Here is a 24,661-nt window from a genome sequence, read left to right as displayed (position 1 = left end):
TCTCTTCGATCCGGCTGCCGGTGCTTTTTCGCGGCTTCAGCTGCGCTGTGCGACGCGGTCGTCCTCGCCCTGCCGCGCCGGCGGCCAGTCCGGCAGGAGTCCGTCGGCGACGTCCTCGAGGTTGACGACAATGTTGTCCGGAGTGCGCGTTGTCAGCCAGGTGAGTTCCTCCGTGCCGCTCAGGTTGACCTCGATGTGGGGCATGAAGGGCGGGACGAACACGAAGTCCCCTTCCTCAAGATCCTCAAACTGCTGGTAATTGTGCCCGTAGTAGATCCTTCCGTGGCCCTTGAGGACGTAGCCGCCGGTCTCGGCCTCACCGTGGTGGTGCGGAAGGGACCTGTACCCGGGACGGTTGCTGACCTTGCCAAACCAGATCCGCGTGGCCGGGGTGTGCTGTGGCCCGACGCCGGAGACGCGGACGGCCCCGCCGGATTGCGCCGTGGAGGTATCTTCCTGGCCATGGCGGGTGATGACGGGAACTGCAGGCTGGGACATGGGATCGCCCTCTCTACGAACAAGCGTTTGCTAGTTGAAGTGTAGGCTCCGATTCTCCCGAAGGCAAGGGCTCGGGAGCGGGATGCACAAAGGGAGGGCGCCCAGTGGAGCCCTCCCTTTGTACATCCGGCGTCGTTTCTAGTCCGCGCCGGGCCGGTCCACCCGTTCGTCCGCGTCAGGGACCCGCAGCTCGCGCAGGGCAATCGTCGTGTAGATCCTCATGATCTCATCGAGGGAAAGACGGCCGTCAGGCCGGTACCAGCTGGCGATGTGGGTCGCGTGGGCCACGATGCTGTAAACATGGATCCGTGCGTCGAGCACCGACGCAAGCCCCTGCTGGCCGGCCTCCTCGATCAGCCCCTGGATAATGTCCTCGTATTCGCGCCGCTTGCCGACAATCACCTCGCGGGCGTCCTGGGGCAGCGATCGGAGCTCGGTGTTGCCGATGAACACCTCCTGAGCCCGCTCCGCGTGGAATCGGAGGTGGCAGGCGAGGACCGCCTGCAGCTTGTCGATCGCGTCCCCCTCGGTGGCGAGGGCCTGCTGCTGAAGAGAAAGCAGGTCATCCATGATCTCGCCCATGACCTGCAGCAGCAGATGTTCCTTGCTGTCGATGTGGTTGTACAGGCTTCCCACCTTCAGCCCGACTGCCGCGGCTACCTGGCGCAGCGTGGTGGCGTCATAGCCGCGCTGAAAGAAGAGCTTGGCCGCCTCCTCGCGGATGGCGTGGGCGGTTCCGCCCTCAATCGTTGATGTCATGATTCCCCTTGCGTGCGTTCGTTTTCCTGATCTCAAGGCTATTGCATCGCCCCGGCCGGCGGGGCCCGATCATTGACACGCTGTACCTCTCCCGCAAATAATCCTAGCTAACGCTTGTACGGGGCATTCTATGTCCGACCGGTCGTGGGGAGAAGAAAAAGATGAACCAACCGACGGTCCCGCGGACGGTCCTCGTGACCGGTGCCGGGGGAGGTATGTGCACAGGCATCAACAGCAGGCTCGCGGCCGACGGCCATGTCGTCGTGTGCGTCGACCTCAGCCTTGATGCCGCGGCGGCCGCGAAGGAAAAAATCACGGGCGGCGGCGGCCGGGCCTTTGCCTTCGCCGCCGACGTCACGGACGAAGACTCGGTCGCACGGCTCCTGGCTGATGTGAACCGCGAGGTCGGCGCCGTCGAGGTGCTGATCAACGCGGCGGGGGTCCTTGACCGCAAGTACCTTACCGAGCTCGAGGTGAAGGCGTTCCGGCGGGCGCTTGAGGTAAACCTCGTGGGTCCCTTCGCGATGATCCGCGCCCTGGCGCCGGGGCTCGTGGAGCGGGGGTGGGGGCGCATCATCAACATTTCGTCGATCGCCGGGATCACCGGCTATCCCTATCCAAGTTATGCGGCGTCGAAGGCAGGGCTGTCCAATCTGACCCGTTCGCTCCTGGCGGACTTCTGGGGCACCGGCGTGACCATCAATTCGATCTGCCCGGGCGTCGTCGATACCCCGATGGTGATCCAGGCCGTGCGCGACCAGGTCGCAAGGAAGGTGCCAACGGCGAAGATTATCCAGCCCGAGGAGATCGGCGCCCTTGTGTGCTTTCTAATGGGCGAGGACGCGAAAAACATCAATGGTGCCGACCTCGTCATCGACGGCGGGGCCACCCAGCTGTTCCAGCTGTTCGACCGGCACCTGCAGGATCGGCCCCCGGCCGGCACCTCGGGGTGAGCCGTCCGTGCGGCACCGCACGGCCGGACGGCGGCGACGGCGGGCTGGCAGGCAGTGACCGGTGGACTGCCGAGCGCCCCGCGAGTGCCCGTCCATTTCCCGGTGTAGGGGTCAGGCGGGAGTGACCGCCTGGCGCCGTTCAATAGGAACGGCGGGTCGCTTGCCGTACAGGCGCAGGCGGCGGATCAGCTCGCCCCGCAGCTGGTTCGAGGGCACGACGGCCTCGACGGCATTGGCATTCGCGATCTTGAAGACGTCGATGCCTTCGGAGTATTCGAGCTGCTTCTGCGCGATGAACGCGCGGCGCTCGGCGGGATCCTCGATCTCCTGGATTCGGTTGTAGTGGATGCCGTTGACCGCGGCGTCCGGGCCCATGAGCGCGGGGCGGGCCGTGGGCAGCGCGATGACGGCATCGGGGTGCATGGGTGCGCCCGACATGGCGAGGTACCCGCCGCCGTAGGCCTTGCGTACCAGCACTGTGATCCGGGGAACCTTGCATTCGGAGACGGCGAAGATCATTTTCGCGCCGTGCCGGATGATGCCCTGGCGCTCGACGGCCGAGCCGATCATGTACCCGGCAATATCGACAAGGAACACGATGGGGATGTTGTAGGCGTTGCAGATCCAGATGAAGCGGGCCGCCTTGTCGGAGGAATCGGGGAAGATGGAGCCGCCCATGTGGTTGGGCTGGTTGCCGACGAGGCCGACCGGACGCCCGCCGATCCGGGCGAAGCCGGTCAGCATCTCCGGGGCGAAGAGTTCCTTGTATGGGAAGAAGGTTCCCTCATCGACAAGGGACTCGACAAACTCCTCCATGTCGAAGACCTCGGCCTCCCGAAGGGGAACGATCTCCTCAAGGGTCCTCCCTTCCCGCGGCTCGGCCGGCGGAGCCAGTGGTGCCGGTGTTTCCCAGTTCGGCGGCAGGAACGAAAGCCATACGCGCACGGCGGCGAGGGCTTCCTGATCGTCCTCGACAAGCACATCTCCAAGGCCGGAGACGGTGCAGTGCATCTCGGCGCCTCCCATCTCCTCGAGGGTCACCTTCTCTCCGGTGACCATCTCGGCAAGCCGGGGCGACCCGAGGTACGCGGTGGCATTGCCGCGGACCATGATGGTCATGTCGCACAGGGCGGGCACGTAGGCGGAGCCGGCGGGAGAGGGGCCGAACAAGGCGCATACCTGCGGCACCCGGCCGGAGATCTGCACCTGGTTGTAGAAGATGTTGCCCCAGGCATGGCGGCCGGCGAAGCTCTCGAACTGCTCGTCAATGCGCGCGCCGGCCGAGTCGAAGAGATACACAATAGGGATTCCCGCGGCGACGGATTTTTCCTGGGCATGGGTGATCTTCTCGAAGGTCCGGTTTCCCCAGGTTCCCGCCTTCACGCTGAAGTCATTGGCGATGACGCAGACCTCGCGGCCGTCGATCCGGCCGAAAGCCGTCACCACCGCATCCCCCGGAAGGCCGTCCTCGAAGCGGGCGAGCAGGCCGTCCTCAACGTAGTCCTCGTCATCGAAGAGCAGGCTCAGCCGCTGGCGGACGAGCATCTTCCCTGCGGCGATGATCTTGTCCCGGTTTTTCTGGGAGCCTCCCAGACGGGCAGAGGCGAGGTTGTCGTCCAGAACATGGTGGACGCTCCGGCGGGGGGACGCTTCCTCAGCCGGCGGCTCCGTGGTTTGGATGTTGCTCATAACGCCCTCCGGGTTGGTGATCCTCTTGCCACAAGTATACGAACAAGCGTAAGTTAGTCCATAGCGCGATGAAAAATCTTCCCGAACTACAGAGCCGTGTCGAACACCGGCACCAGAGAAAGCGAGTTCATCGATGTCAACCCCAGCTCTGGCTGCCGCGCACGCACCCATCCCTCACCCAGTGAGGACTCGCCCGGACCACCACTGGGAGTCCCTGGTCACAGGGGACCTGCTCGAAAGCCCTGGCCTGACCATCACTGAGGCGCACTTGGTGACCTGGGCCGGGCTGACCGGGGACTGGGTGTCCCTGCATCTCGATAAGGAGTACGCCGCCAAGACCCAGTTCGGGCAGCGGATCGGGCACGGTCCGCTAACGCTCTCGGTGGGTCTGGGGCTGATGACCCAAACCGGGTACTTTTCCAACGTCGTCGCCTGGCTCGGAGCCGACGCCATCCGGGCCGGGCACCCTGTATTCATTGGCGACACGGTGCATGTCGAGGCGGTGGTGGCGCAGGCACGGACCACCAAAAACCCCAAGGCAGGGCTGTGGACGCTCGACTATACGGTGCTCAACCAGGACGGCACACCAGTGATGACGTTCTCCAGCAGCTTCCTCATCTCCCGTCGCTGACACCGTCCCGCGCCGTCCGTCCGCAGGGCGCCGCCCTGTAACCCCACCCAGGAGGAAAGTTCAATGACCGATCCGAGCAGTTCCAGTTCCAGTTTGCGTTCCCGTTCCATTGAACTTCCGCACCTGCCGGATTCTCCGGCCGCCCGGCGGGCGATCGAGACGGTCCTCGAAAACGAAAGCGAAGCACTGGCCAACCACAGCATGCGCAGCTACCTGTTCTCCATGATCGCCCTCGGGCAACACCCCGGGCCGGTCAGCGAGGAGGACCGGGAGCTGATCTTCTTCGCCGGGGTCCTGCACGATATGGGGACCACGGACCTGCTCAAGGGCGAGCCCCGGTTCGAACTGCAGGGTGCGGATTTCGCTGCGGACTTTCTCCGCAAGGAGGGGATGACCGAGGGTCGGATCGATAAGGTATGGGAGGCCATCGCGCTGCACACCACCCCGGAAATCCCCTTCCGCCGCGGCACTGTGAGCTCGACCATGGCGCTGGGGGTCTTCATGGACTTTGGCTTTGGCACCGAGGCGGTGTCGGACGAGCTGGCGTCGGCCATGTTCGAGCGGTATCCGCGCCTCGACCTGGCGAAGTCGTTTGTCGGTCGGCTCGTTGAACAGGTCGAGGAGATCCCCGCTAAGGGGGCGAGGTTCACCATGGCCGGTGAACTCCACCGGGAGCAGCTCGCGAACGGCATGACCGAGCTGGAGCAGGGCGTCCGGCAGGCGAGATGGCGCGGCTGACCGCCGTTCCGGGGGCAGAACAACCGAAGAGCGGGGGCTGGCATCCGGCCGAATGGGGGTCCGAGTTCGTTGGCACCTTCGTGTTGCTTTATACGGTGTATCTGGCGGTCGCCGCGCTGGCGAGTCCCTTGTCGCCGTTGAGCGGGGCCATTTCCTCCTGGCTGCGGCTGGTCCTGATTGGTCTGTCCGTCGGTCTGATAGCCGCAGCGGTGGCCGTGTCCCCGCTGGGCCGGCGCAGCGGGGCACACCTGAACCCGGCAATCACCATCGGCTTCTGGGCGCACGGGCAGACCCACTGGCACGACCTGCTCGGATACGTTGCGGCGCAGTTCCTCGGCGCGGCACTGGCGTCAGTAGTCTTCGCCGCGAGCACGGGTCCGCTGGCAGTCAGCATCGGCTACGCGCGGACCGAGCCCGCCGTGGGCGGCTGGGCGGCAACCATGGTGGAACTACTGCTGACCTGCGCCCTCGTTCTGACAGTTTTCTTCATGCTCTCCTCCCGGCGGACCTGCCGTTGGACCCCCGCGGCGGTGACGCTGGTACTGGTTGTCCTTATTCCGCTCGGTGCACCACTGACCGGTCCGAGTCTGAACCCGGCCCGCAGCGTCGGTCCCGGCATTGTTACCGGGACTTTTACCTCCATCTGGCCCTATCTCGCCGGGCCAGTCCTTGGAGCGCTGCTGGCAGCAGCGCTCTTCCATGTGGTGGCGGCGGGCAAAAAAGCGATCACGGCAAAGCTCTTCCACGACCCGAGGTATCACTCGGTCCACACCAGTCGATGGGACGGGATCAAGTCATCTTGATTAAAGCGATGAACACAACTCGCCGGACCTCCGGCCGGAGCGGGTCTGGTTGTACCCGGACATGAGGTTGGCGACTCTGAGGGCCGCTGTTCCGTTCCAGCACATCCCGTGCAGGGGCGGAGGGAGCACAGGTGAATCCGGTCCCGAGCCGGGACTGCAAGGCAATCTGGCTGGTGGCCGGACGGGCAGGGGGGAAGGCTTGTTGCTGCCTGGTCGGATGTCACCGAGATTTTTGGAAAGGAATGGAATGTGTCCCCTTGGCGGCATCCGGAGCAGTCCGGGTTTGATGGGAAGCGGAGAATGCTATGACAGTGCCTGATCCGCCTCAAATGCGCGCTGATGCGCTGCGGAACAGGGACCTCCTGCTCGCTTCGGCGTCATCACTTTTCGTCACGGAAGGTCTGGAGGTGTCGCTCAAGGCGATCGCCCGGCATGCCGGGGTCGGCATCGGTACCCTTTTCCGGCATTTCCCTAGCCGTGAGGCCCTTATCGACGAGGTATACCGCACCGAGCTCGCCGCTGTCGCCGCCTTGGTGCCGGGGCTGCTGGGTGTTTTTCCCCCACGGGAGGCCCTGCGGGCATGGATGGATCATTACATGGAGTACATGACCACGGATACCGGAATGGCAGTTGCCCTGCGTGAGGTGGTTACTTCCCGCGGGCTGCCCTACGCGCGGAGTCGGGCGATACTGACCTCTGCGATCGCAGCGCTCCTAAACGAAGCGACCGCCGAGGGGAACATCCGAAACGATGTCCCCGCCGACGACGTCCTGGCCGCCCTCGGAGGTATCGCCCTGGCGGCGGGAAGACCTTCTCAACGAGATCAGGCCGCCCGGCTCATGAATCTGCTGATGGCAGGCCTCGCCGTTGCCGCGGCCTCTGACGCCGGTCATCGCCGGGGAGGGAGTGTGCGTCCGAAGTGAAGCGGGGACGGGGTCGGCTTTGTGGGACCTTATGCACATGTCTAGACCGCTTCCTGCGGGGTCCCTCACCTTGGGTGCTCTGCGTTATGTCGTGTCGGTTTGCCTGGCGCTGGGTCTGGAATGATCGGACCGACGCGCAAGATGGCGGGCAGGAGATAAGGGGGCAGCATGCGGATTGTGGGTGTTGGACGACTACCAAGGTGTCACCCCAGGCTATGCGGCCTGGGACAGGCCGGGTAACGATGTAATGCTGCGCATCTCTGGAGCGTATTCGCGTGTTCCTACCCGCCGGACGCCGGTCCACGAACCAATCGGGTGAACACAGGGTGCCGGACCCTAGAGTGAGGGGATGCCCCGGGAAATCAGGAAAGTCGCCTGCTACGTCGTCCACGATGGGCACCTTCTGGTGTTCACCCATAACGGGATGCCGATGACCGTGACCGGGGTGCAGGTCCCGGCCGGTTCAATCGAGCCCGGAGAATCCCCTGAAGAGGCTGCGGTCCGTGAGCTCTTCGAGGAAACCGGACGGCACGGCCAGGTGGTGCGCGGTGTCGGCATTCAGCGCTATGACCTTAGGCCAGCCCGGGACGAGGTCGCCGTCCGGCACTACTTCCGGATGAGAATGACGGCCGCCGACGTGGCAGAGCGGTGGACAGCCGGAGAATCCGATCCCTCCCATGGCGAATCGGGCACCAGCTGGACGTGCTGGTGGATCCCTCTCACCGACGCACACGTTCTCGCAGCAGGATTCGGCGCACTGCTCGGTCCCATGCTCGCGGGAACCACCGCCCAGTAAGGATCCCACAGCGGGACTCGGCTGCTACCGCGGTCTCGTCTCCTCCACGGAGCGGATGTAGGCCGCGTTCCCGCTGATTGCGGGTTTGTACCGCTCCATGTCCGGTGTGCCCACGAATTCCGCCACCACCTCCAGCAGCAAGGCGATGGATTCGTTCGGCTGGCCGGCAGCGTGAGCGGTGATGGCTTCGAAGACTCCCAGCTCCGGGGACCCGGGGAAGGCTGTGCGGGCTTTCCTGAAGATGTCGCTCGACTTTTCGTACTCGCCCAGGTTTCTCAGTGTCGATCCGTACTGGAGGTAGCACCGACGCAGAAGGTCCCCCTCCAGCCCGGCAGCCAGAGCCTTCTCGTAGAATCCCTGTGCGATGGTCTCGTGGCCGGCCGTGTCGTAGGCGCCACCGACCTCGTAGAGCACCCGCGCGTTCTCCGGGTGAGATTCGTAGAGTGGGAGCAAAGCATCAATGGTTGGCTGCATGTTGTCCCGGTCCCGATCCGCGAAGATCTGGTCGAGTTCGTCGTCCAAAGGCATGACGCCCACTCTTCCACAAGCGTCAAAAGATAGAACCTGTGAGCTGGTCCCTCGCCGCGCGCTTTGTCGGGCGGGTCTAACGCAGCAGGAGAGTCGTCGTCCTCGGGGTGCCGGCACCGCGCTGTGTGCCTGGGCTGAGGAACAGGCGGCCGCGGCCGGGTTCGGTGCGATCTACCGTGGCGTGGGCGTCGACAATGACCGGGCCCGGAAACTTTATGAGCGGTTGGGCTACAGGCCGCTGGGGGAGTCGGTCACCACGACCTACAACTATGTTGATGATGCAGGGGTCACCCAGACGGCGACCGAAACCGATGGCCTTTACGTGTTGGATCTGCGTGGCCGGGAGAACCGGTGACCCAAGGCCCCCAAACGGGACGACTCGTGACCGTTCTCGAAATGTCGGTGACGGAGGAATCACCACATGATAAGTGCACCGAAGACCGAGGGGCTCGTAGTCCGGGTGGGTGGGCACCCACGGACCGAAGTCGTTCAGGCACTGCGCAATGCGGGCATTCAGCTCAATGTCCACGCGGAGACGCTGCTCGCTCACCGCGCATTCGATGACCCGGCGGGTCAGATACTGCGGATTGTGGAGCGGACCGTAAAACAGTGGGCTGGACGAGGGTGCCGTGCAATCCCGGGTCTTCGCGGCGGCAAGAAGCCATGGCCTCCAGGTTTGGGGAGGTCTCCACCCGTACGGTGTAAATAGGGCCAGGGCATCATTCATCCCGGGGCACCCTCAGCAACTATCAGCAAAACCAGGGCCCTCGCCCCGAGGCGCGCTGCACAGAGTCCTTCTCCTATGCGCTTGATCACGCCCAAGGTGACAGCCGGATCCGCTCAGCCGGTTGCACACCGCATCATCACCAACACGTAAAGCTCAGCGCAGGTGTTCATCCTCGTGAACCGACGGCTGCGGAGCGGCGCCGCTGCAATACCTGCAGCGAATCCGGTTAGGTCTTGGTGCCGCCACCCACCTAGCCATTTTTCTCACGCTCAGATGACCGCGGTCGTGCACAGAGCGAAGCGGCGCCTTATCCGCACATCGGACCGAGGTCGAGTGTGGTGCGCCAGATACACCCAGACGCAACTGTTCAAAACGCGCCGAAACGTGTCGTTCTAGGGTCCTTTTCTGGCTTCTGCATCGGATGTGCGCGAAGGTCCAGAGATGGTGCACCATGTCTCGGCAGGGTACGACTGCCGCGGACAGGTCCGGGTGGCTCACCCATAGGTGGACGGCTTTGAGCTTTATCCTTCGGGCTCCACCCGCCCACAGATGGATGACCAACTACCGGTCTGGCTCCACGGCCCCGGGTTCTGTCCCGTGCATCGATGAGCACTGCTGATCTGGCGGGCCAGGTGCCGGGGGCTGTCCCGCCGCAGCTTTCAGAAGGCTGTGCACGCCCGCCGCCGGCTCAGGGGTGGGTTGCCAAGTGTCGGTGACTTAGGTGGGTGTGTGCAGGCGGGCCCCTGGTTCCTACTGGCCATCTTGGGTGCAGGACAAGCAGCGAAGCGTGGGGGACCTTTTGCCGTGCCCCTGACGCTCCTATAACTGTCAATTCGCGCCCGATCGCTTACGTGCTTCGAGGGTCCTGGGGACGAGGCGGGTGGTCGCGGCAGACTCTTACCTTATTTTCCGGAGTGTGGCGGCACTTTGCCGAGCTGTCCAAGAGTCGGTGCTGGGTCAGGTTCTTTGAGCTGCGGCAACAGTGGGGGCCGGTAGGCGAGGATGCGGGTTCCTGAATGCCCGGGATGTTCGGAGGTGAGGTGACTCTTCATCGTGCCGGGTGGGACCGGGGCGGGCCGCGTCGCTGCGTGACACCCGATCGGTAGGGAGGGCGATGGGGCGCCTCGCCGGACGTCCGTCAGCCGGAGGCGGTCGCCCGAGCCTTAAGGAGTGGCGTGGTCTCCAGGAAACGAAGGTTGCGCCGAACCAGTGCGTGAAATGCGGCGGGGTCGAGGTTTTCGGATTCCAGCCAAGCCTCCCGGGCCCGTCGCCAAGCGTTCAAAACGCCATCGAGCGCCAGGTCGAATTCGTGCTGTGCGATTGTGCTGAAGGATGGCCGGAGGGCATCGGCGCACCGCGCAGCCGTGACTCCGCACAAATTCAGCGCTATTCCGCTGACCGTCGGACTGGCCGCCGCCAGTCGTGACGCACCGGCGAAGCGTGTCCACCATGCCTGGTCGAACTGGGCAGCGGCGGCCTCGAAGGCGCCCAAAAAGAATTCACTGAGCGACAATCCTTCCGCCTGCTCATCCAGTGCCTCGAGGATCGCCGTGAAGAAGTCTTCATCCAGGGCAATGACAGCCTCTTCCTTCGAGGAAAAGAACCGAAAAAAGGTCCGCGCCCCGATGCCGGCCTCGTCGGCGATCTCACGCACGGTCGTCGCGTCAAGACCCCGGGTGCTGCCGAAGTGTAGGACCGCGTCCACGATGGCGGTCCGTGTCTGCTGCCTTTTCGTCAGCCGGCGGCCCGGTGCGACCTGAACTGTTGTCATGGCCTCATTATGGCACATTGTGCCAATCGGCACAGTGTGCCAAAATTCAGGGCATGAACTCACTTATTGTTGACCGCGACGCCCCGGGCGGCATCCGCCTTGCCACCACCACGCCGGAACCTTCAGTATCCGAGGCGCTCGTGCGGGTGTCGGCCGCAACCGTAAATCCCACGGACCTCCACTTTGCCGCACAAGCACCCCATGGAGCCGTCATCGGGTACGAAGTGGCTGGCACCATTGATGTACCCGCTTCGGACGGCTCAAGCCCCGCTGCCGGTACGCGGGTGGCGGGACTGGCGATGGGCGGTGCCTGGGCGGAGTATGCGGCTGTTCCGGGCGCCCAACTCGCCGTCATACCCGACCACCTGGATTTTGACACTGCCGCGACTGTGCCGCTCGCTGGGGCGTCAGCGCTGCGAGCTCTCCGGGCGCTGGGCTCGACGCTCGGCCGTCGGGTCCTGATTACCGGAGCAACTGGGGCAGTGGGCAGGATCGCAGTGCAGCTGGCGGCCGCCTCCGGCGCTGCGGAGATCGCTGCGGTAGCCCGGGACGAACAGGCATTTCCGCTCCTTCGTGAACTCGGTGCCACCTCCACCTCCGCCGTGATCGGCTCAGACCTTGGCATATTCGATGGCGTCATCGATAACGTGGGCGGACCCGCCCTCAGGGATGCCTTCGCCCTGCTGGCATCCAATGGAACCCTCGTCTCGGTAGGACGAGCGAGCGGCGAGGACGTTGTCCTGAGCGCAACTGATCTTCAAGGCGACTGGGGAGGATCCGGACGAACCATCCGTACCTTCTTCATGCCGGAGGAGGGCGGGCCGGACCTCCAGTCCGACTTTGAATTCCTCATCAACCTCGCCGCGACCGGCCGCCTGCACACGAACATCGGAGAGCGCGTCTCCTTGAGCCGCGGCCTCGACATCCTCCGTACAGGAGCGTGGAAGGGGAAACTGGTCTTGCAGCCCCAGGCATAGGTGGACCGGCCCGCGTACCACCACGAGCGTACCCCCGCCTCACGCCCGGCACCTCAATGGCAGGCGTCCGCCACAGTGACGGCGGGGCTTCTGGCCGCCATTACTCCTGCTGGGGTGGAGCCCAGACAACAGAGCGTTCACCTCCGTCCATCGCGTTGCCCAGCGAGTGCGCCACATCCACTAGACCGTCAGGATCATCTGCACGATTGGTGAGCTCCACCAAGAGCCCGGTGCCGCACCGTACCCGCGATTATTCTCCATTATTGCCGTGGGCGAGGGATGGCGGTTTGTCGCAGATCATGCGTGCCTGGGGCTGGCATTTAGCGGCGAACCACCCCCGGGCGATGAGCCGGTAAGCGGCGCGGGGGTGAGCCGACCTTAGGGCATGCTGCTGTCTAGAGAGATCAAAATCAACGCATGGCCGCAGGTTACCGGTGCTGAACAACTGCGAAGTGCACACATCGGGTGCGCACCTCGCAGCTATCTTGTCCGATACTTATCGGAAGGATCGCTTGTTTGTGGCTGTGAGTCCGGCCCGCAGCGCTTCGAGGGCCGATCTGCCGTCGTTCCAGAAGCTCGGCAGCGACTGAGCGGGTGACGCCGGCCAGTACGTCGCGCGAGCCCTGATCTAGAAAGCTTCGCTTCCCCGATAGAGGCTCCTCCACCGGATGCGGGGACGCCGCACCCAGCCCCAGCGGGCGGGGTGCGGCCCTCCAAGGCCCTTAAGGGAGGGACACGAACACTCGGTGTCAAGGCCAGGAAGTTGTTTTCACGCATCTGAATGAGAGGTGAAATTGGTACCAGCAGCACAGCAGCTGACTCTCGCTGGAACGCTATCTTTGGTCGGCTGCGATGACATCGACGTCAATTGTGGACACGGTGCGGGTGCCCGCGGGAGTGTCGAATTCGAGGGTGGCTGCGCTGTACTCTCCGGGGTTGCTGCCAGCAAGCCACACAGCACCCCAGATACCGTCGGCTAGCGTGGTTTCGGTCACGGTTCCGGAGGCGCTGATGACGCGTACTGCGGTGACGTCTTCTCCTGCCTGCCCGCTGAGCTGAGCGTAGTTCTGCCCGGTCGCTGCACTTCCAAAGCCTGCGACATAGCCGAATGAGATGATCTGGTCCGCCGGTAGGCCGGTTCGAAGAGACGTTGATCCCGTTGAGACGACCTCGCCGTTTTCCTGGAAGGATTCGACCAACGTTCCACCTTGGACAGCCCATTTTCCTTCGTAGTTGGCGACCGATTGTGACACCAGCGGTGAGATAACAGCGGTCTGCACATCGGCGCCGGGCACCGAACTTGCCGCTGTGGTGGTAGCTGTGACGCCGAAACCAATACCGATGATCGCTGCAGAGGCGGTGAGCCTCCGGGCCATGCTTTTCGTCGTTTTCACGTTGTTCTCCTTGGGTTGTGATAGCTAGTGAAGGGGACGATTGCGCAGGAGCGCATCGTCTTGCTTCAGCTTTCCAGTTTCACGAAGCAGGATCATCGCCTCAGGGAATGAACCCGGCCTCATCCCCAGGGATGAGACGCCTAGGTAAGGCAACCTGCTAGGGCATAGCTACTGACTCGTATTCGTTTCTCAAGCTGAACCAGGCCATGTTGCTTCTCCGAGGCCGGAAACGAAGTGGCCACATACAACGTCTTTGGTCAGGCTGCCCTTCGGCTGACATGCCGTGATCTTGATGCCCAGAAGTTTTGATACCCAGAAGTCTTGTCCTCAACCTCAACGGCTTGAAACGTCACGGTGTCCTTTTTTCGGGCGCTTAACGCCGACGGTTACGGCCTGGACCCTGTCACCAACGGCATATACATCATCTCGCTAAAGGATCGGTGAGTTCAGTCGGTCGTTGCAAGAGACCGCCTTAGCCTTCTGTGACGTGTGATCAGGTCTTGTTGAAAACTGGATAGTTGTCGTCCGCGGGGGTTGACCGCCTAGCGTTCCGGGTTATTCAGGAGGGCCAGTTGGATAGGACTACCTTCCCGGTGATGGTAGAGCTCGTGAGCGCGCCGAAGGCCTTCGGCGTTGATTGGTTCGATGTGGGTTGTCAGCGTTGAGCGGATGCGTCCGGCGTCGACCATCCCGGAGCACTCATTGAGTAGCTGATGCTGGTAGTAGTCGTGCGGTTCGAACAGAGGACGGGTGAACATGAGCTCCCAGTGCCAGGTGATGCTCTTATTCTTGAGGACATCGATGCTGCCGCCGGACTGATCGATGGATACGACCTGCCCGCGGGGTTTGAGGACATCGGCGATGGCCTCCAGGTTCGCCGGAGTGAAGGACGTAAATACGTAGTCCACCCCATTGGGTACCAGCTGCTTGACGTCGCCGGCGAACTCGCGCGGGACTACCTCGTCGGCGCCCATAGGTTGAACCCACTCCGAGGACTCTTCAAAGCCCGGATATCCACGGCTTTCTGAACCGTCTGGCCGTGTTGGCCGCCTGACCGAAAAGGTTGTATTTGGCCACTTCTTTTCTCGCAGCAGGGAAAGAACATGGCGCGGTTCAGCTTGAGAGACGACTACGAGTCTGCAGCTATGCCTTAGCGGGTTGCCTTACTTGGACATCTCATCCCTGGGGATGAGGCTGAGTTCATTCCCTGAGGCGATCATCAGCGCCTCCGGAACCGTGACCGAAGCCAAACTAGCCGACGGCATCTGGGGTGCTGTATGGCTTGCTGGTAGCAACCCCGGAGAGTACGGCGCAGCTACCCTCGAATTCGACACCCCTACGGGCACCCGCACCGTGTCGACCGCCGACGTCGATGTCATCGCAGCCGACCAAAAGATTGCGTTCTAGCGAGAGTCAACTGCTGTGCTGCTGGTACCAGTTCCACCGTGCATTCAAGTGAATGGAAAGACTCTTTGGCCTTGATATCCGGTATTCATGTCCCATCCTTAAAGGCCATGGAGGGCCGCACCCCGCCGCTGGGGCGGGGTGCGGCGGCTGGGAGGTTGCTCCGGCCGTCGGCTTGCCCGTGCTTCCAGTACCAGAAGACCTCGAACTGATCGCCCAGGGGCTTTCCAATCCGGAGATAGCCCTGAAGCACTTCCTTTCGGAGGCCACGGTGGCGGCAGAGCCCGGAGGACGCCCTCAAAAGGCGGGCACAACGGCACGCAACAGGACTGGGTCCGCGGCAGTCAAGCCGCACCGCCGCGTACCAGCGACGACGAACAGCAGATCCAATCAGAACCCGGCACCCCCTGTAGCGGGCTCGATGCAAGGACCTGCGGATCCCTGCGGGACCCCTATTGTGGTGAAGGATCCGCAGAGGCGCAAGGTTGACTGTCACTGCAGAGCGCGCGGTTCCGAGTGGACCTGATAAAAAGATTCTCCGACACATACAAGATGTCTTGTGAGGTGTCGGTGACGACCGCTATGTCGGCGGCAGCGAACCAGGCCGCTTCCAGCACCTCCGTTATTGCATGGGCCCTTTGGTGATTTCCTTGTATCGACACGATCAGTTCCCCCATGGATGAGACCGGCAGCAGACCGCTGTGCCCGGACTGGGCACAGTCACCGCGACACGCCCCGCGCGGCCCGCTGCGGGCCGGCCCAGTGGGCAGCGGCCCTGATGGTGAACACGGCTGTTCCGCTCACCGGCGCTGGCCGGTGGAGCCGGACGCGGTCGCCGCGGCTGCGCTCTGAATGTCGGTGCCGCGGTTCGTCAACAGTGGAGTCGGCTCAGTGCCGGGGCCCGAGACAAACCCGTTGTTGAAGGCGGGGGTGTCTGACGGCAGAGGCACGCTACCGGCCGGCGCTGGAAGGTTTCCAGTGGTCACGGGGGCAGGGTTGGCCAGAGTCGGTACAGGTGTCGGCGCGGCAGGCGTCGGGACCGGAGCGGGCGTCGGGACCGGGACGGGGGTTGTTTCGGTGGGGACCGGGACGGGGGTGGTTTCGGTGGGGGTGGGGACGGGCTGGCAGTTGGAGGTCAGGAAGGTGTTGGTGTCCAAGGTGACTTCGCCGTTGCGGGCCAGTGCTCTGCCTTCGACCACGGTTCCGGTGGTGACCGCTATCGAGGTCAGGGCCAGGATGCTGCCCTTGAAGGAGGATTCCGTACCCAGTGTTGCGGAACTGCCCACCTGCCAGAACACGTTGCAGGCCTGGGCTCCGCCGATAAGGCTGACGCTGCTCGCACTGGCGGTGATCAAGGTCGAGGAAGCTTGAAAAATGAAGACGGCATTGGGATCTCCTGCCGCATCCAGGGTCAGGGTGCCGCTGAGGGCGATGGGGCCGGTCGAGTTGTAGACCCCGGCGCCGAGGGTCTGCCCCACCAGATCGCCCGCGACGCTGGCCGTTGGTGCCCGACCGGCGGCATCGTTATACCCGATGACCAGGTCCGCCTGCGCCTGGAGCGCTTCGGCGTTGCCCGCATTGACCGCTCCGGTGGCGACTCCAGGCGGGAAGCCGGTGATCGCGGTGCCCGGGCTGACGCCCAGGTTGGCGTTGAGCAGGGTCGGGCCCGTGTTGGTGACGGTCTGGCCACCGAGCACGGAATAACCGCCTGCGGTCCCCAGTCCGACGGGTGCTTCCGCCGCGAAGGCGTCCGGAGGTCCGGTCAAGGTGCCCAGGAGAGCCAGGATCACGGCTCCGGAGGCCGCGGTGAGGGATGCGGCGGCGGTCCACCGCGGGAGTGTGCTTGATGCGGCGGCTCTGCGGGCGCTTGGATTCTTCATGGTGATGCCTTTCAAACGGAAGGCGCCCCAGGGCGTGATACTCCTGCTGAGTTTCCAGAGAATGATCCCGAGCCAGGTCACAATCGCAAATGGGATAGTGCGGCACCGTGCGAGGGAGACAGGTCGCGGGGCCTGCGCTCAGGGTAGACCCGCAGTACGGGTGAAAACGGGAAAAGAGAAAAGGGAAAGGGGTGGACTATTGCGCGGAAGGCGCGTTAGAACGCGTGCACGCGCCGCTGCGTCTGGCCGCCTAATTCCACCTCTCCCCACACCGGCCGCCCGGCCCGCTGCTTATCGCGCAGGGCCTTTCGCCGTATCAGCGCAGGATTGGCGCAGGTTAAACCTCCGAGCGCAGGATTGGAGCAGGATGCCCTCCCAATCGGTGGGAAGGGTACTGACGATGTTACGTTCGCTCCACCGGTAGGAGTTCGCTCCAGCCGCGTCGTTTGGCACATAAGCCGCAGACGGAGCGGATTCTTTATCCGGAACATCCATGATGTTTCCACTCTCCATCAAAGGTCTCATGCCATGCGTACCATCTCCCGCATCTCACTTAGCGTCACCGCCTCCGCCGTCCTCGTCGGGTCCCTCGCCCTCCCGGCGTCCGCGGCCGACACCACCGCCACCGTGCAGGTGACCGCAGGGGGGCTCGGCATTTCCGCCCCGGCCGGGGCGGGGCTTTCCGCCCTTGCGCCGGGTGGCACCGCATCGGCAACCGTTGCCGGTGTCACGGTGACCGACGAACGTGCCGGCACGATCGGCTGGAACGCCGCGGTCATCATGACCAACTTCACCGGCACCACCAACACGAACGTCATCCCGGCAACCGCGGCCAGCTATGCACCGGGCGCTGCGGTCAGCACGGGAACGGCCACCGTGGCTGCGACGTCCCAAACCGGCCTGTCCACGGCCAAGGCGGTCCAGACGGCAACCGGTGTGGTCGGAAACAACACCGCCACCTGGGACGCCACCCTTAGTGTCACCGCGCCGGCCAACGCGCTGGCCGACACCTACACGGCAGTCCTGACCCACTCGTTCCTGTAGGGCCAGACTGCAAACCGATCCGCTCGGGCCCTGCATCTCCGCAGGTCCCCTGCGGGTCGCCGCTTCCCTCCACCAAGACGAGGTCCCGTACGTGCGCTTCCTGATCACCGTTTCCTTGTTTCTGCTGTTGGCGTTTCTTCCGGCGCTGCCGGCTGCGGCTTCAACCGCCGGCACTACCGCAACACCCCAGGCCGAAGCCGACCTAACGTTGCGGCTGCTCGATATTCCAGCCGACACCCAGGACGACCCCAGGGCGCGCAGCTACATCATTGACCGGTTGCCGCCCGGCGCGCAGATCGAACGCCGGATCCACTTGGAAAACAACACGCCAACCGCACAGATCATCCGCCTCTACGCGGGGGCAGCGCGCATCGACGGCGGCCTCTTCGTCGGTGAGGATGCCGGAGTCCGCAACGAGCTGAGCACCTGGACAACCCTGGCCGATCCGGAGGTCACCCTCGAATCCGGGCAGTCGCGGGAAGTCCTCACCACCATCGCGGTTCCCGTCGACGCGCCCGAAGGCGAGCAGTACGGGGCCGTCTGGGCCGAGATGCGCAGCCCCGCCGATGAAGGAGGCGTCGTACAGGCCAACCGGGTCGGCATCCGCATTTACCTTTCCGTCGGGCCGGGCAACGGTCCGCCGGCGGATTTCGCGATCGGTTCCCTCACCACGTCCCGGGACGAGGAAGGCCGCCCGCAGCTTGGCGGCCTGGTCACTAACACCGGTGGCCGCGCCCTGGACGTCAGTGGGAGTCTCAGCCTGACCGAAGGACCTGGAGCCTTGTCCGCGGGCCCGTTCGCCGTTCAAAGCGCGACTACCATTGCCCCGGGCACAACCCACGAGGTCACGTTCATTCTGCCCAAGGACCTTCCCAACGGGCCCTGGATTGCCGGCCTCAAACTCACCAGCGGTCTGCTGGAACGCGAAGCCTCTACCCCGGTGACCTTCCCGGAGGCGGGCGCTGGAGAAACGATCACCCCGCCGCAGGCCGGAACCAATCCGTGGATTCCCCACCCCGTCCTGGCAGCGGTTCTACTCCTCGCCCTCGCCGGGACAGCACTGCTGATCCGGCGCAGGAAAAGACAGCCCCACCGGCGGCACTAACAGCACCAATGACATCAACAGCACAACCGGGCCCCGTGCCGCCGGGCACGGAGTCCGGGGCGGGAAGTCCGTCCGAAGTGTCGGCGGGCGGCATGGGGGTACGGTCATGTGTGTAGTGTCTGGCGTCCCTGCCGCTCCAGCCTTACCGGAAGGAACAATGAAATTGGTACCGGGTGAAAGCGCGACCGAGGAAAAGAGTTCCATTGACGTGCTGACCGCGGCCCGGTCAGCGGCGGCCGATATCGCGCTGATCACCGATGCCGGGCAGGCAATCACGCATGTGTCCACTTCCTTTACTGCCATGACCGGGTATGAGCCGGCTGACCTTCTGGGCAGGAACTGCCGGGTGATGCAGGGTCCGGGCACCGATCCGGAGACGAAACGTCAGATGAGGGACCTCCTGGCCTCAAAAGAAGTTTTTGAAGGACAGGTCCTGAACTACCGCAAAGACGGGTCCGCGTTCTGGACAGCCCTGAGAATCGTTCCGGTGCGGGCCGGGACCGGCACCGAAGTTACCCATTTCGTCAGTGTCCAGCGCGACATCAGCAACAAAGTCGCGCTGTTGAAGCAGCTGCAGGATCAGGCTCTGCACGATCCGGTGACGGGCCTTCCCAACCGGACCGCGGCCGAGCAGGCCATCGATGAAGCTGTCCGGATGTCCTATGGCCAGGAGGCGACGGCGGCGATCGGCCTGATCGATCTGGATGATTTCCGCCTCATCAACAACACCTACGGGCATGCCGCCGGTGATGCGGTCCTTCGGCAGTGGTCGACCCGGGTGCTCTCACGGCTGCGTGAGGGCGACATGCTGGCCCGGATGGGCGGGGATGAATTCATCCTGATCCTCAAAAACATTGTCCGGGACACCGTGGATGAGGACCTTCCAGAAGTACTGAACCGGCTTCACGGGGCAGTGGAGGAACCCTTCCAGGTAGCCGGGCAGCAGGTCCACATCGGCATGAGCATGGGAATCGCACTGGTTCCCCAGGACGGGACCGACAGCCGGTCGATCCTGCTCAGCGCCGACGAGGCCCTCTACCGGGTCAAGGGACGGGAGGACGGCAACCTGACCACCTGGTGGGAGGCCGCCGAACACCTCCTACCCCCTTTGGGTGCGGGCCCACGGGCATCCACCGGTTACGCGGACCGGGTGGGGCCGGTGGACTACCGCAGCGCTCTGGCAAGCGGAAGCGTTCTGGTTTACCTTCAGCCCGTGGTGGATCTCCGCGACGGATCCGTGGACTACTTCGAAGCCCTGGCGCGGTTGAGGCTGGCCGGAGGGCATATCGCCTCTCCAGAGGAATTCCTGCCCCATCTCGATGCCGATGATCAGCGGGAGCTGTTCACCGTGGTCCTCGATCGCGCGTTGGAGGTCGTTGCCGCCTGGGACCAGGAAGGCCGCTATCTCGGCGTGTCAGTTAACCTGCCCCCGGAAATCCTGCACGACCGCACCATACCCCAACTCATCGGGGACGCTCTGAGCGCCCACGCTCTGCTGCCCGGCCGGCTCGGCCTGGAACTGCTGGAATCTCCCGACATCGACTTGGAAACCCAGCGGGTAGCGCTGCAGGAACTCTCCGCCCTGGGAGTCGGCCTGGCCATGGACGACCTCGGATCCGGACACAGCAGCCTGCAGCGCCTGTCCTCGTTTCCGTTCAGCACCATCAAACTCGACCGGGGATTGTTCCTCCATGTGTCGGACAAACCCCTAGAGACGCTCAGCATCATGGCGACACTCATGCAGATGGGCCGGGACCTCGGATTAAGTGTCGTGATCGAAGGACTGGAAGATGACAGCCTGACCGAGGCTGCGATCATCCTTGGAGCGCCCCTAGGCCAGGGCTACTACTTCGCGAAACCCCTGGCGCCGCAGGACTGCCTCCGATGGATTGACTCGTTCACCTTCGAACTGCACCTGTCCCCGATACAAACCTCCCTTGGCGCCCTGGCCTATCACTGGCAGTTTGCCCGGCTGGCCGCACCGCACCCGTTGGAACTGCAGCGCTGCCCACTGACCAGGTTCATCGATGACACCGGTGCCGCTGCTGAGGTGAAAGCCTGGCACGCACTTCAACACTCCCAGACGGGAATGCACCCGGCGTCCAGTCGGCTCCTCATCGACTGGCTCACCCACCGCATCCGCACACCACAGCCTTGATGAAGCAGCACCCCTGATACGAGAAGCGCCCGGTACGGCCGGAACGGCAGACAGCAGATACCGTCATGAGCGATTCAGTGACCGCACCTGCCTCAAGTAGGTACCGCAACCCGCAAACCTGGTTAGGAGACACGCTCCAGTTCGGCCGGGCTCTCTGATTCGGTGTCCTGCAGGAGCCGTGAGGTGAACCGGGCCAGCCGGTTGCCCTGGTGGCGGGCAGCAGCCTTTACGGCCTCGGGCATCATCACTGTGCCGTCACCGGAGGGATAGGACACACCATAGGGGTTTCCGCCAGCCGCAAAAGTCACTGACTCGGTATTGCCGGGGGGAACGATGATTGCCCCCCAGTGGTAGAAGACGTTGTTGAGCGACAGGAGGGTGGCTTCCGATCCGCCGTGCACGTTCTGGGTCGAGGTGAACGCGGTGGCGGTTTTGTCCGCCAGTTTCCCGGCCGCCCAGAGGGGGCCGGTCTGATCGATGAACTGCTTCAGCTGCGAGGAGGGCAGCCCGAACCTGGTCGGAGTGCCCAGGGCCACGCCGTCGGCCCATTCGAGGTCCTCGTTGGTGGCTTCCGGGACGGAGTGCTTGGTCGCCTCGTGGTGTTCGTTCCAGGCGTTCTGCCCGCGGATGACCTCCTCCGGCGCTAGTTCGGGTACCCGGCGCAGACGTACTTCAGCGCCTGCCTCGCGTGCACCTTCAGCGACGGCTTCGGCCAGTGCGTGCACATGACCAGTGGAACTGTAGTAAATCACGGCAATATTCGTCATGTGATTTCTCCTCGATGGTGGGAACTGATGGATACTTCGTTCTGAATCAGTGGTACTGACACTACCATCATATAGATACTTTGCGAAATGTCTATATAAGTTGTGCTGTAGCTGCTCCACAGGCTCGTCGACCTGTGTGCCGACGCGCCGGTTACGGATTAGTTGCACGATGGACTGCTGCGTGCCCGTCCGATCCCAGGTAGTCATAGTCGCTTGGGATGGGCCCCTGGTTTCACGGGCATCGTGGGTTCGTCGGATCATTCCGCCTGCCCGCAGCAGCTCGCTGTGTTCAAGTGATAGAGCTTTTGCGGTTCGCTGTTCCGAACAGCACCGCGCCGAGCAGCAGGGCGGCAGCTCCGACGGTGTAGACGAGCTCGATACTGCCAGAGTCGACGAGGATTCCTCCGACCCCGGCTGCGGACGCGATGGCCACCTGGAATCCGATGAAGATGAGGGTGCCTCCTGCTTCCAGGCGGTTAGGCATCCGGTGACCTACCCAGGTGTTCATCACGAGCAGCCAGGATGAGAAGAAGAAGCCCCAGAGCAGCGCCACAACGCCGATCGCGATGATTGAGTCCGAGAACAGGATCGTTGCGAGCACAGCGGCGGCGATCACGGTGGGGGTGAACACGGCGAAGAACGCGAACGCCCGATCGATGAGCATCCCGATCACGAAGTTTCCCACAAGTCCGCCGATGCCGAACACGGCGAGCAGCACCACGATCGCTGCGGCGTCGATGTCGGGGATACGCTCGAGTGCGAGCCGGATGTAGGTGTAGGCGAAGAAGTGCCCGAGCACGACCGCGATGTGTCCGAACATTCCCAGGCCGATGCCGGGCTGCCGGAGGGTGCTGATGATCAGGCGCAGGCTGGACGCCTGCTCGGCCGGGACGGTCGGTAGGAAGATGCGCAGAGCTACCGCGAGCATGATCATCAGCACGCCGGCGATGGCGAACACTGCATGCCAGTTGACGATCTCGCTGAGCATGACCCCCAACGGCACACCGGCGACCGTAGCCAGCGAGACGCCCGCGGATGTGAACATGACCCCTCTGCCAAGGTGCTGGGGCCCTGCAAGGCGCGCGGCGACGGTGATCGACATCGCCCAGAAGGCACTAAGCGCAGCGCCCAGCAGGAACCGGGCCGCCAGCACGATCAGCAGGTTCGGTGCGATAGCGACGATGAGGTTCGAAGCCGCCGCAGCGAGTGCCATCCAAATCAGCAGCGACCTGCGGTCAAGCTTCGGGAACAGGATGCTCACGGCCGGCGCGACGATCAGCCCGGCGAGGGCTGTCACAGTGACGGTCTGGCCGGCCTGTCCAGGGGTGACGCCGAGCGTGTCGGCCATTTCAGTGAGCACGCCGTTCGGGAGGAACTCGGCCGTGACGAGCAGGAAACCCATCAGCATCAGCACGACCAGTCCGCCATAGCGGATGCTGCGAGTGGGCGTCGTCGACGGGACGGGGACAGTCGTCGTCATGGGGTACTTTCAGTTCGTGTACGTGCCGGCGTTGATTTCATCGATGAGCGTCGGACGGGTCGGGGTCCATCCGAGTTCGCGGGCGGCCCGGCCGGTCGCCTGCTGGCTGAGGAGGAGCGCTTCGCCGAAAGCCCCGAGGCGGGCGGTGGTCTCAGCTGCGGTTTCCGGAGCGACGCGTCCGCCGAGTCCGCGTACGCGGCTGGCTGCTTCTCCGAGTTCCCGGGCGGTGGGGTTGTGGCCGTTTACGCCCAGGTACGTGGAGCCGTGGGGCGCTTTTTCCAAGGCAAGAATGTAGAGGGCCGCGAGGTCGTCGACGTGGACCGTGGTCCAATGCTGATTTCCCTCTCCGAGAAGGATGAGCGCCGGACCGTCACCCTCGGTGATCTCGGCGCGGGTGACCAGGTTGGGGATGCCGTGTCCGTAGCCGTAGGCGACGCCCGGCTCGATGAGGATCGATCGGATCCCGGGGGCCTGAAGCGTGGGAATGTCGATGGCATCACGCCAGGCCACGAAGCTGGGGGCACGCCGAGGGGAGGCTTCGGTGATGTCCTCACCCTGGCCGTACACCAAGATGCCGCCGGTACGGATGAAGGGCTTGCCGGTGTCTCCGAGGCCGGCGATGACGGCGTCGGTGAGGGCGCGTTCTGCGGCCGCTTTGTGCTCGTCACCGGTAGTGGCCGTGTGAATGACGGCGTCGACCTTCTGTGCAAGAGCGGTGATGAAGCCCGCATCACGCATGTCGCCAACGACGGCGTCCACGTCCGAACCACGTAGGCGGTCGGCGGCGTCCTCGGTGCGGACGAGGGCGGCGACGGAGTGGCCACCCTGAAGGAGGGCCTTGAGGACGGCGGAGCCGATGTAGCCGGTCGCTCCGGTAAGCAGGACGTGCATGGTGTTCCTTTCAATCAGCAGCACCGTGGCTGCGGTGTAGTAGGGAGGGATGGCAGCGGGGCTGTCCCTCTCTCGGGTGCGCTGGCCTCAGGGGCGCTCGATCACGGCGGTGGCCTGTATCTCGATGCGCAGACCGGAGAGGACGAAGTCGATTCCTCCGAGAATGGCGGTCGGCGCGAAGTTCTCGTCCATGAGTTCGTGGCAGATGTCGATGAATTCGAACGCATCGCGGGCATCGGCCAGGTAGACGGTCAGATTGACGATGTTGGCCAGGTTCGTGCCGGCGGCCTCCAGAGCCAGTCCGACGTTGCGCAGGGCCTGCCGGGCCTGGGCGCCGAACTCGGGCGAAACGATGTTGTAGTCCTTATCAACCCCGGTCTGCCCGGCGACGAACGCGAAATCGCCGGCCGTGACGCACTGCAGGTAGGCGTACTTGCGGGAGTCGCCGAGCCCAGGGACCTCGATGTTGGTTTTAGTGATCATGACCGTGCTCCAGTTCTTCGGTTGTGAACGTCTCAGCGGACAGCGGCCGGTTCGGCCAGGAGCGTCTCGGTGACGTAGGCCCGGGCCTTCACGAGTGCCTGCTCACGCTCCTCGTCGCTGAGGCGTGCAGGCGCATGAGTGACGAAGGGCTGCACCACGTCGTACCCGACGAACTCGAACATCCCGCGGCGGACGTGGTAGAGGAAGTCATCGAGCCCGCCGTAGCCGCCGGGCGCGGAGGCCGCGCCGGGCGCGAAGGATG

At 64.0% G+C, this 24,661-nt stretch carries 24 protein-coding genes and 1 pseudogene; 12 read left to right on the top strand and 13 right to left on the bottom strand.

Translation table 11 applies throughout. The annotated features are described in order from the left end of the window. Positions 1 to 36: 36 nt before the first annotated feature. Together GVV86_RS16885 and GVV86_RS16880 are read right to left on the bottom strand one after the other, a co-directional pair. A complete protein-coding gene (locus tag GVV86_RS16885) occupies positions 37 to 498 on the bottom strand; it encodes a cupin domain-containing protein (protein WP_159803474.1) in 462 nt (153 codons plus the stop codon). A 138-nt stretch (positions 499 to 636) separates the two neighbouring features. After that, positions 637 to 1,257 carry a TetR/AcrR family transcriptional regulator gene (locus GVV86_RS16880; RefSeq protein WP_159803473.1) on the bottom strand — a complete coding sequence of 207 codons (621 nt, stop codon included), beginning with the start codon at positions 1,255 to 1,257 and terminating at the stop codon, positions 637 to 639. 161 nt (positions 1,258 to 1,418) lie between these two features. Here GVV86_RS16880 and GVV86_RS16875 point away from each other — a divergent pair, with 161 nt between their 5' ends. Beyond that, entirely contained in the window at positions 1,419 to 2,210 is a 792-nt protein-coding gene (locus GVV86_RS16875; RefSeq protein WP_159803472.1) for an SDR family NAD(P)-dependent oxidoreductase, read from the top strand. Between the two features lie 111 nt (positions 2,211 to 2,321). On the opposite strand, the gene GVV86_RS16870 is transcribed toward GVV86_RS16875, so the two are convergent. Next, on the bottom strand, positions 2,322 to 3,899 hold the full coding sequence (locus GVV86_RS16870) for an acyl-CoA carboxylase subunit beta (protein WP_159803471.1): 1,578 nt from the start codon (positions 3,897 to 3,899) through the stop codon (positions 2,322 to 2,324). Positions 3,900 to 4,080: 181 nt separating this feature from the next. Between GVV86_RS16870 and GVV86_RS16865 the strand changes: the two genes are divergently transcribed. From GVV86_RS16865 to GVV86_RS16845, 5 genes are all read left to right on the top strand, one after another. Then, positions 4,081 to 4,530: a MaoC/PaaZ C-terminal domain-containing protein gene (locus GVV86_RS16865; RefSeq protein WP_246670027.1), complete on the top strand. Its 450-nt coding sequence runs from the start codon at positions 4,081 to 4,083 to the stop codon at positions 4,528 to 4,530. Between the two features lie 63 nt (positions 4,531 to 4,593). Beyond that, entirely contained in the window at positions 4,594 to 5,268 is a 675-nt protein-coding gene (locus GVV86_RS16860; protein ID WP_159803469.1) for an HD domain-containing protein, read from the top strand. Continuing rightward, positions 5,256 to 6,071, top strand: coding sequence for an MIP/aquaporin family protein (locus GVV86_RS16855; protein WP_159803468.1), 816 nt, complete (start codon positions 5,256 to 5,258; stop codon positions 6,069 to 6,071). The genes GVV86_RS16860 and GVV86_RS16855 overlap by 13 nt, the downstream gene beginning before the upstream one ends. Before the next feature lie 329 nt (positions 6,072 to 6,400). Further along, positions 6,401 to 6,994: a TetR/AcrR family transcriptional regulator gene (locus GVV86_RS16850; protein WP_201291497.1), complete on the top strand. Its 594-nt coding sequence runs from the start codon at positions 6,401 to 6,403 to the stop codon at positions 6,992 to 6,994. A 349-nt stretch (positions 6,995 to 7,343) separates the two neighbouring features. After that, the gene (locus GVV86_RS16845; protein WP_159803466.1) at positions 7,344 to 7,790 is read left to right on the top strand and encodes an NUDIX hydrolase; all 447 of its coding nucleotides are present in this window, start codon (positions 7,344 to 7,346) and stop codon (positions 7,788 to 7,790) included. 24 nt (positions 7,791 to 7,814) lie between these two features. Here the strand turns inward: GVV86_RS16845 and GVV86_RS16840 are convergent, their stop codons facing one another. Continuing rightward, a complete protein-coding gene (locus GVV86_RS16840; protein ID WP_159803465.1) occupies positions 7,815 to 8,318 on the bottom strand; it encodes a tetratricopeptide repeat protein in 504 nt (167 codons plus the stop codon). Between GVV86_RS16840 and GVV86_RS18895 the strand changes: the two genes are divergently transcribed. After that, positions 8,251 to 8,673: a GNAT family N-acetyltransferase gene (locus tag GVV86_RS18895; RefSeq protein WP_201291496.1), complete on the top strand. Its 423-nt coding sequence runs from the start codon at positions 8,251 to 8,253 to the stop codon at positions 8,671 to 8,673. The two genes, GVV86_RS16840 and GVV86_RS18895, sit on opposite strands and share 68 nt — an antisense overlap. Before the next feature lie 1,510 nt (positions 8,674 to 10,183). Here GVV86_RS18895 and GVV86_RS16830 read toward each other — a convergent pair. Then, on the bottom strand, positions 10,184 to 10,816 hold the full coding sequence (locus GVV86_RS16830; protein ID WP_201291499.1) for a TetR/AcrR family transcriptional regulator: 633 nt from the start codon (positions 10,814 to 10,816) through the stop codon (positions 10,184 to 10,186). 53 nt (positions 10,817 to 10,869) lie between these two features. Here GVV86_RS16830 and GVV86_RS16825 point away from each other — a divergent pair, with 53 nt between their 5' ends. After that, positions 10,870 to 11,793 (top strand): zinc-binding dehydrogenase, encoded by a 924-nt coding sequence (locus GVV86_RS16825; RefSeq protein ID WP_159620673.1) that lies wholly within the window; start codon positions 10,870 to 10,872, stop codon positions 11,791 to 11,793. A gap of 833 nt (positions 11,794 to 12,626) precedes the next feature. Here the strand turns inward: GVV86_RS16825 and GVV86_RS16820 are convergent. Both GVV86_RS16820 and GVV86_RS16815 read right to left on the bottom strand, forming a co-directional pair. Beyond that, a complete protein-coding gene (locus GVV86_RS16820) occupies positions 12,627 to 13,187 on the bottom strand; it encodes a hypothetical protein (protein WP_159803462.1) in 561 nt (186 codons plus the stop codon). A gap of 542 nt (positions 13,188 to 13,729) precedes the next feature. Continuing rightward, positions 13,730 to 14,161, bottom strand: a complete 432-nt coding sequence (locus GVV86_RS16815; RefSeq protein ID WP_159803461.1) for a zinc-binding dehydrogenase — start codon at positions 14,159 to 14,161, stop codon at positions 13,730 to 13,732. Positions 14,162 to 14,375: 214 nt separating this feature from the next. On the opposite strand from GVV86_RS16815, the gene GVV86_RS16810 reads away from it, so the two are divergent. Continuing rightward, positions 14,376 to 14,594, top strand: coding sequence for a hypothetical protein (locus GVV86_RS16810; protein WP_159803460.1), 219 nt, complete (start codon positions 14,376 to 14,378; stop codon positions 14,592 to 14,594). 797 nt (positions 14,595 to 15,391) lie between these two features. Here the strand turns inward: GVV86_RS16810 and GVV86_RS16805 are convergent. Next, complete coding sequence (locus GVV86_RS16805; RefSeq protein ID WP_159803459.1) at positions 15,392 to 16,471, bottom strand: ice-binding family protein; 1,080 nt, start codon at positions 16,469 to 16,471, stop codon at positions 15,392 to 15,394. Positions 16,472 to 16,999: 528 nt separating this feature from the next. Between GVV86_RS16805 and GVV86_RS16800 the strand changes: the two genes are divergently transcribed. From GVV86_RS16800 to GVV86_RS16790, 3 genes are all read left to right on the top strand, one after another. Further along, the gene (locus GVV86_RS16800) at positions 17,000 to 17,515 is read left to right on the top strand and encodes a hypothetical protein (RefSeq protein WP_159803458.1); all 516 of its coding nucleotides are present in this window, start codon (positions 17,000 to 17,002) and stop codon (positions 17,513 to 17,515) included. 91 nt (positions 17,516 to 17,606) lie between these two features. Then, positions 17,607 to 18,620: a hypothetical protein gene (locus GVV86_RS16795; protein WP_159803457.1), complete on the top strand. Its 1,014-nt coding sequence runs from the start codon at positions 17,607 to 17,609 to the stop codon at positions 18,618 to 18,620. A gap of 157 nt (positions 18,621 to 18,777) precedes the next feature. Further along, positions 18,778 to 20,778: a putative bifunctional diguanylate cyclase/phosphodiesterase gene (locus GVV86_RS16790; protein ID WP_159803456.1), complete on the top strand. Its 2,001-nt coding sequence runs from the start codon at positions 18,778 to 18,780 to the stop codon at positions 20,776 to 20,778. A gap of 122 nt (positions 20,779 to 20,900) precedes the next feature. Here GVV86_RS16790 and wrbA read toward each other — a convergent pair whose 3' ends face one another. From wrbA to GVV86_RS16765, 5 genes and pseudogenes are all read right to left on the bottom strand, one after another. Next, positions 20,901 to 21,545 carry an NAD(P)H:quinone oxidoreductase gene (gene wrbA, locus GVV86_RS16785; protein WP_159803455.1) on the bottom strand — a complete coding sequence of 215 codons (645 nt, stop codon included), beginning with the start codon at positions 21,543 to 21,545 and terminating at the stop codon, positions 20,901 to 20,903. Between the two features lie 289 nt (positions 21,546 to 21,834). Further along, positions 21,835 to 23,025, bottom strand: a complete 1,191-nt coding sequence (locus GVV86_RS16780) for an MFS transporter (RefSeq protein ID WP_159803454.1) — start codon at positions 23,023 to 23,025, stop codon at positions 21,835 to 21,837. A gap of 9 nt (positions 23,026 to 23,034) precedes the next feature. Further along, entirely contained in the window at positions 23,035 to 23,916 is an 882-nt protein-coding gene (locus GVV86_RS18890) for an NAD-dependent epimerase/dehydratase family protein (protein ID WP_159803453.1), read from the bottom strand. An 87-nt stretch (positions 23,917 to 24,003) separates the two neighbouring features. Next, the gene (locus tag GVV86_RS16770; protein WP_159620686.1) at positions 24,004 to 24,399 is read right to left on the bottom strand and encodes a RidA family protein; all 396 of its coding nucleotides are present in this window, start codon (positions 24,397 to 24,399) and stop codon (positions 24,004 to 24,006) included. Between the two features lie 32 nt (positions 24,400 to 24,431). Continuing rightward, positions 24,432 to 24,661: pseudogene (locus GVV86_RS16765) on the bottom strand (hypothetical protein); the annotation flags it as partial.

This window comes from Arthrobacter zhaoguopingii (genome assembly GCF_009828595.1).
Classification (GTDB): Bacteria; Actinomycetota; Actinomycetes; order Actinomycetales; family Micrococcaceae; genus Arthrobacter_D; species Arthrobacter_D zhaoguopingii.
This window is presented reverse-complemented; position numbering and strand designations above follow the sequence as displayed.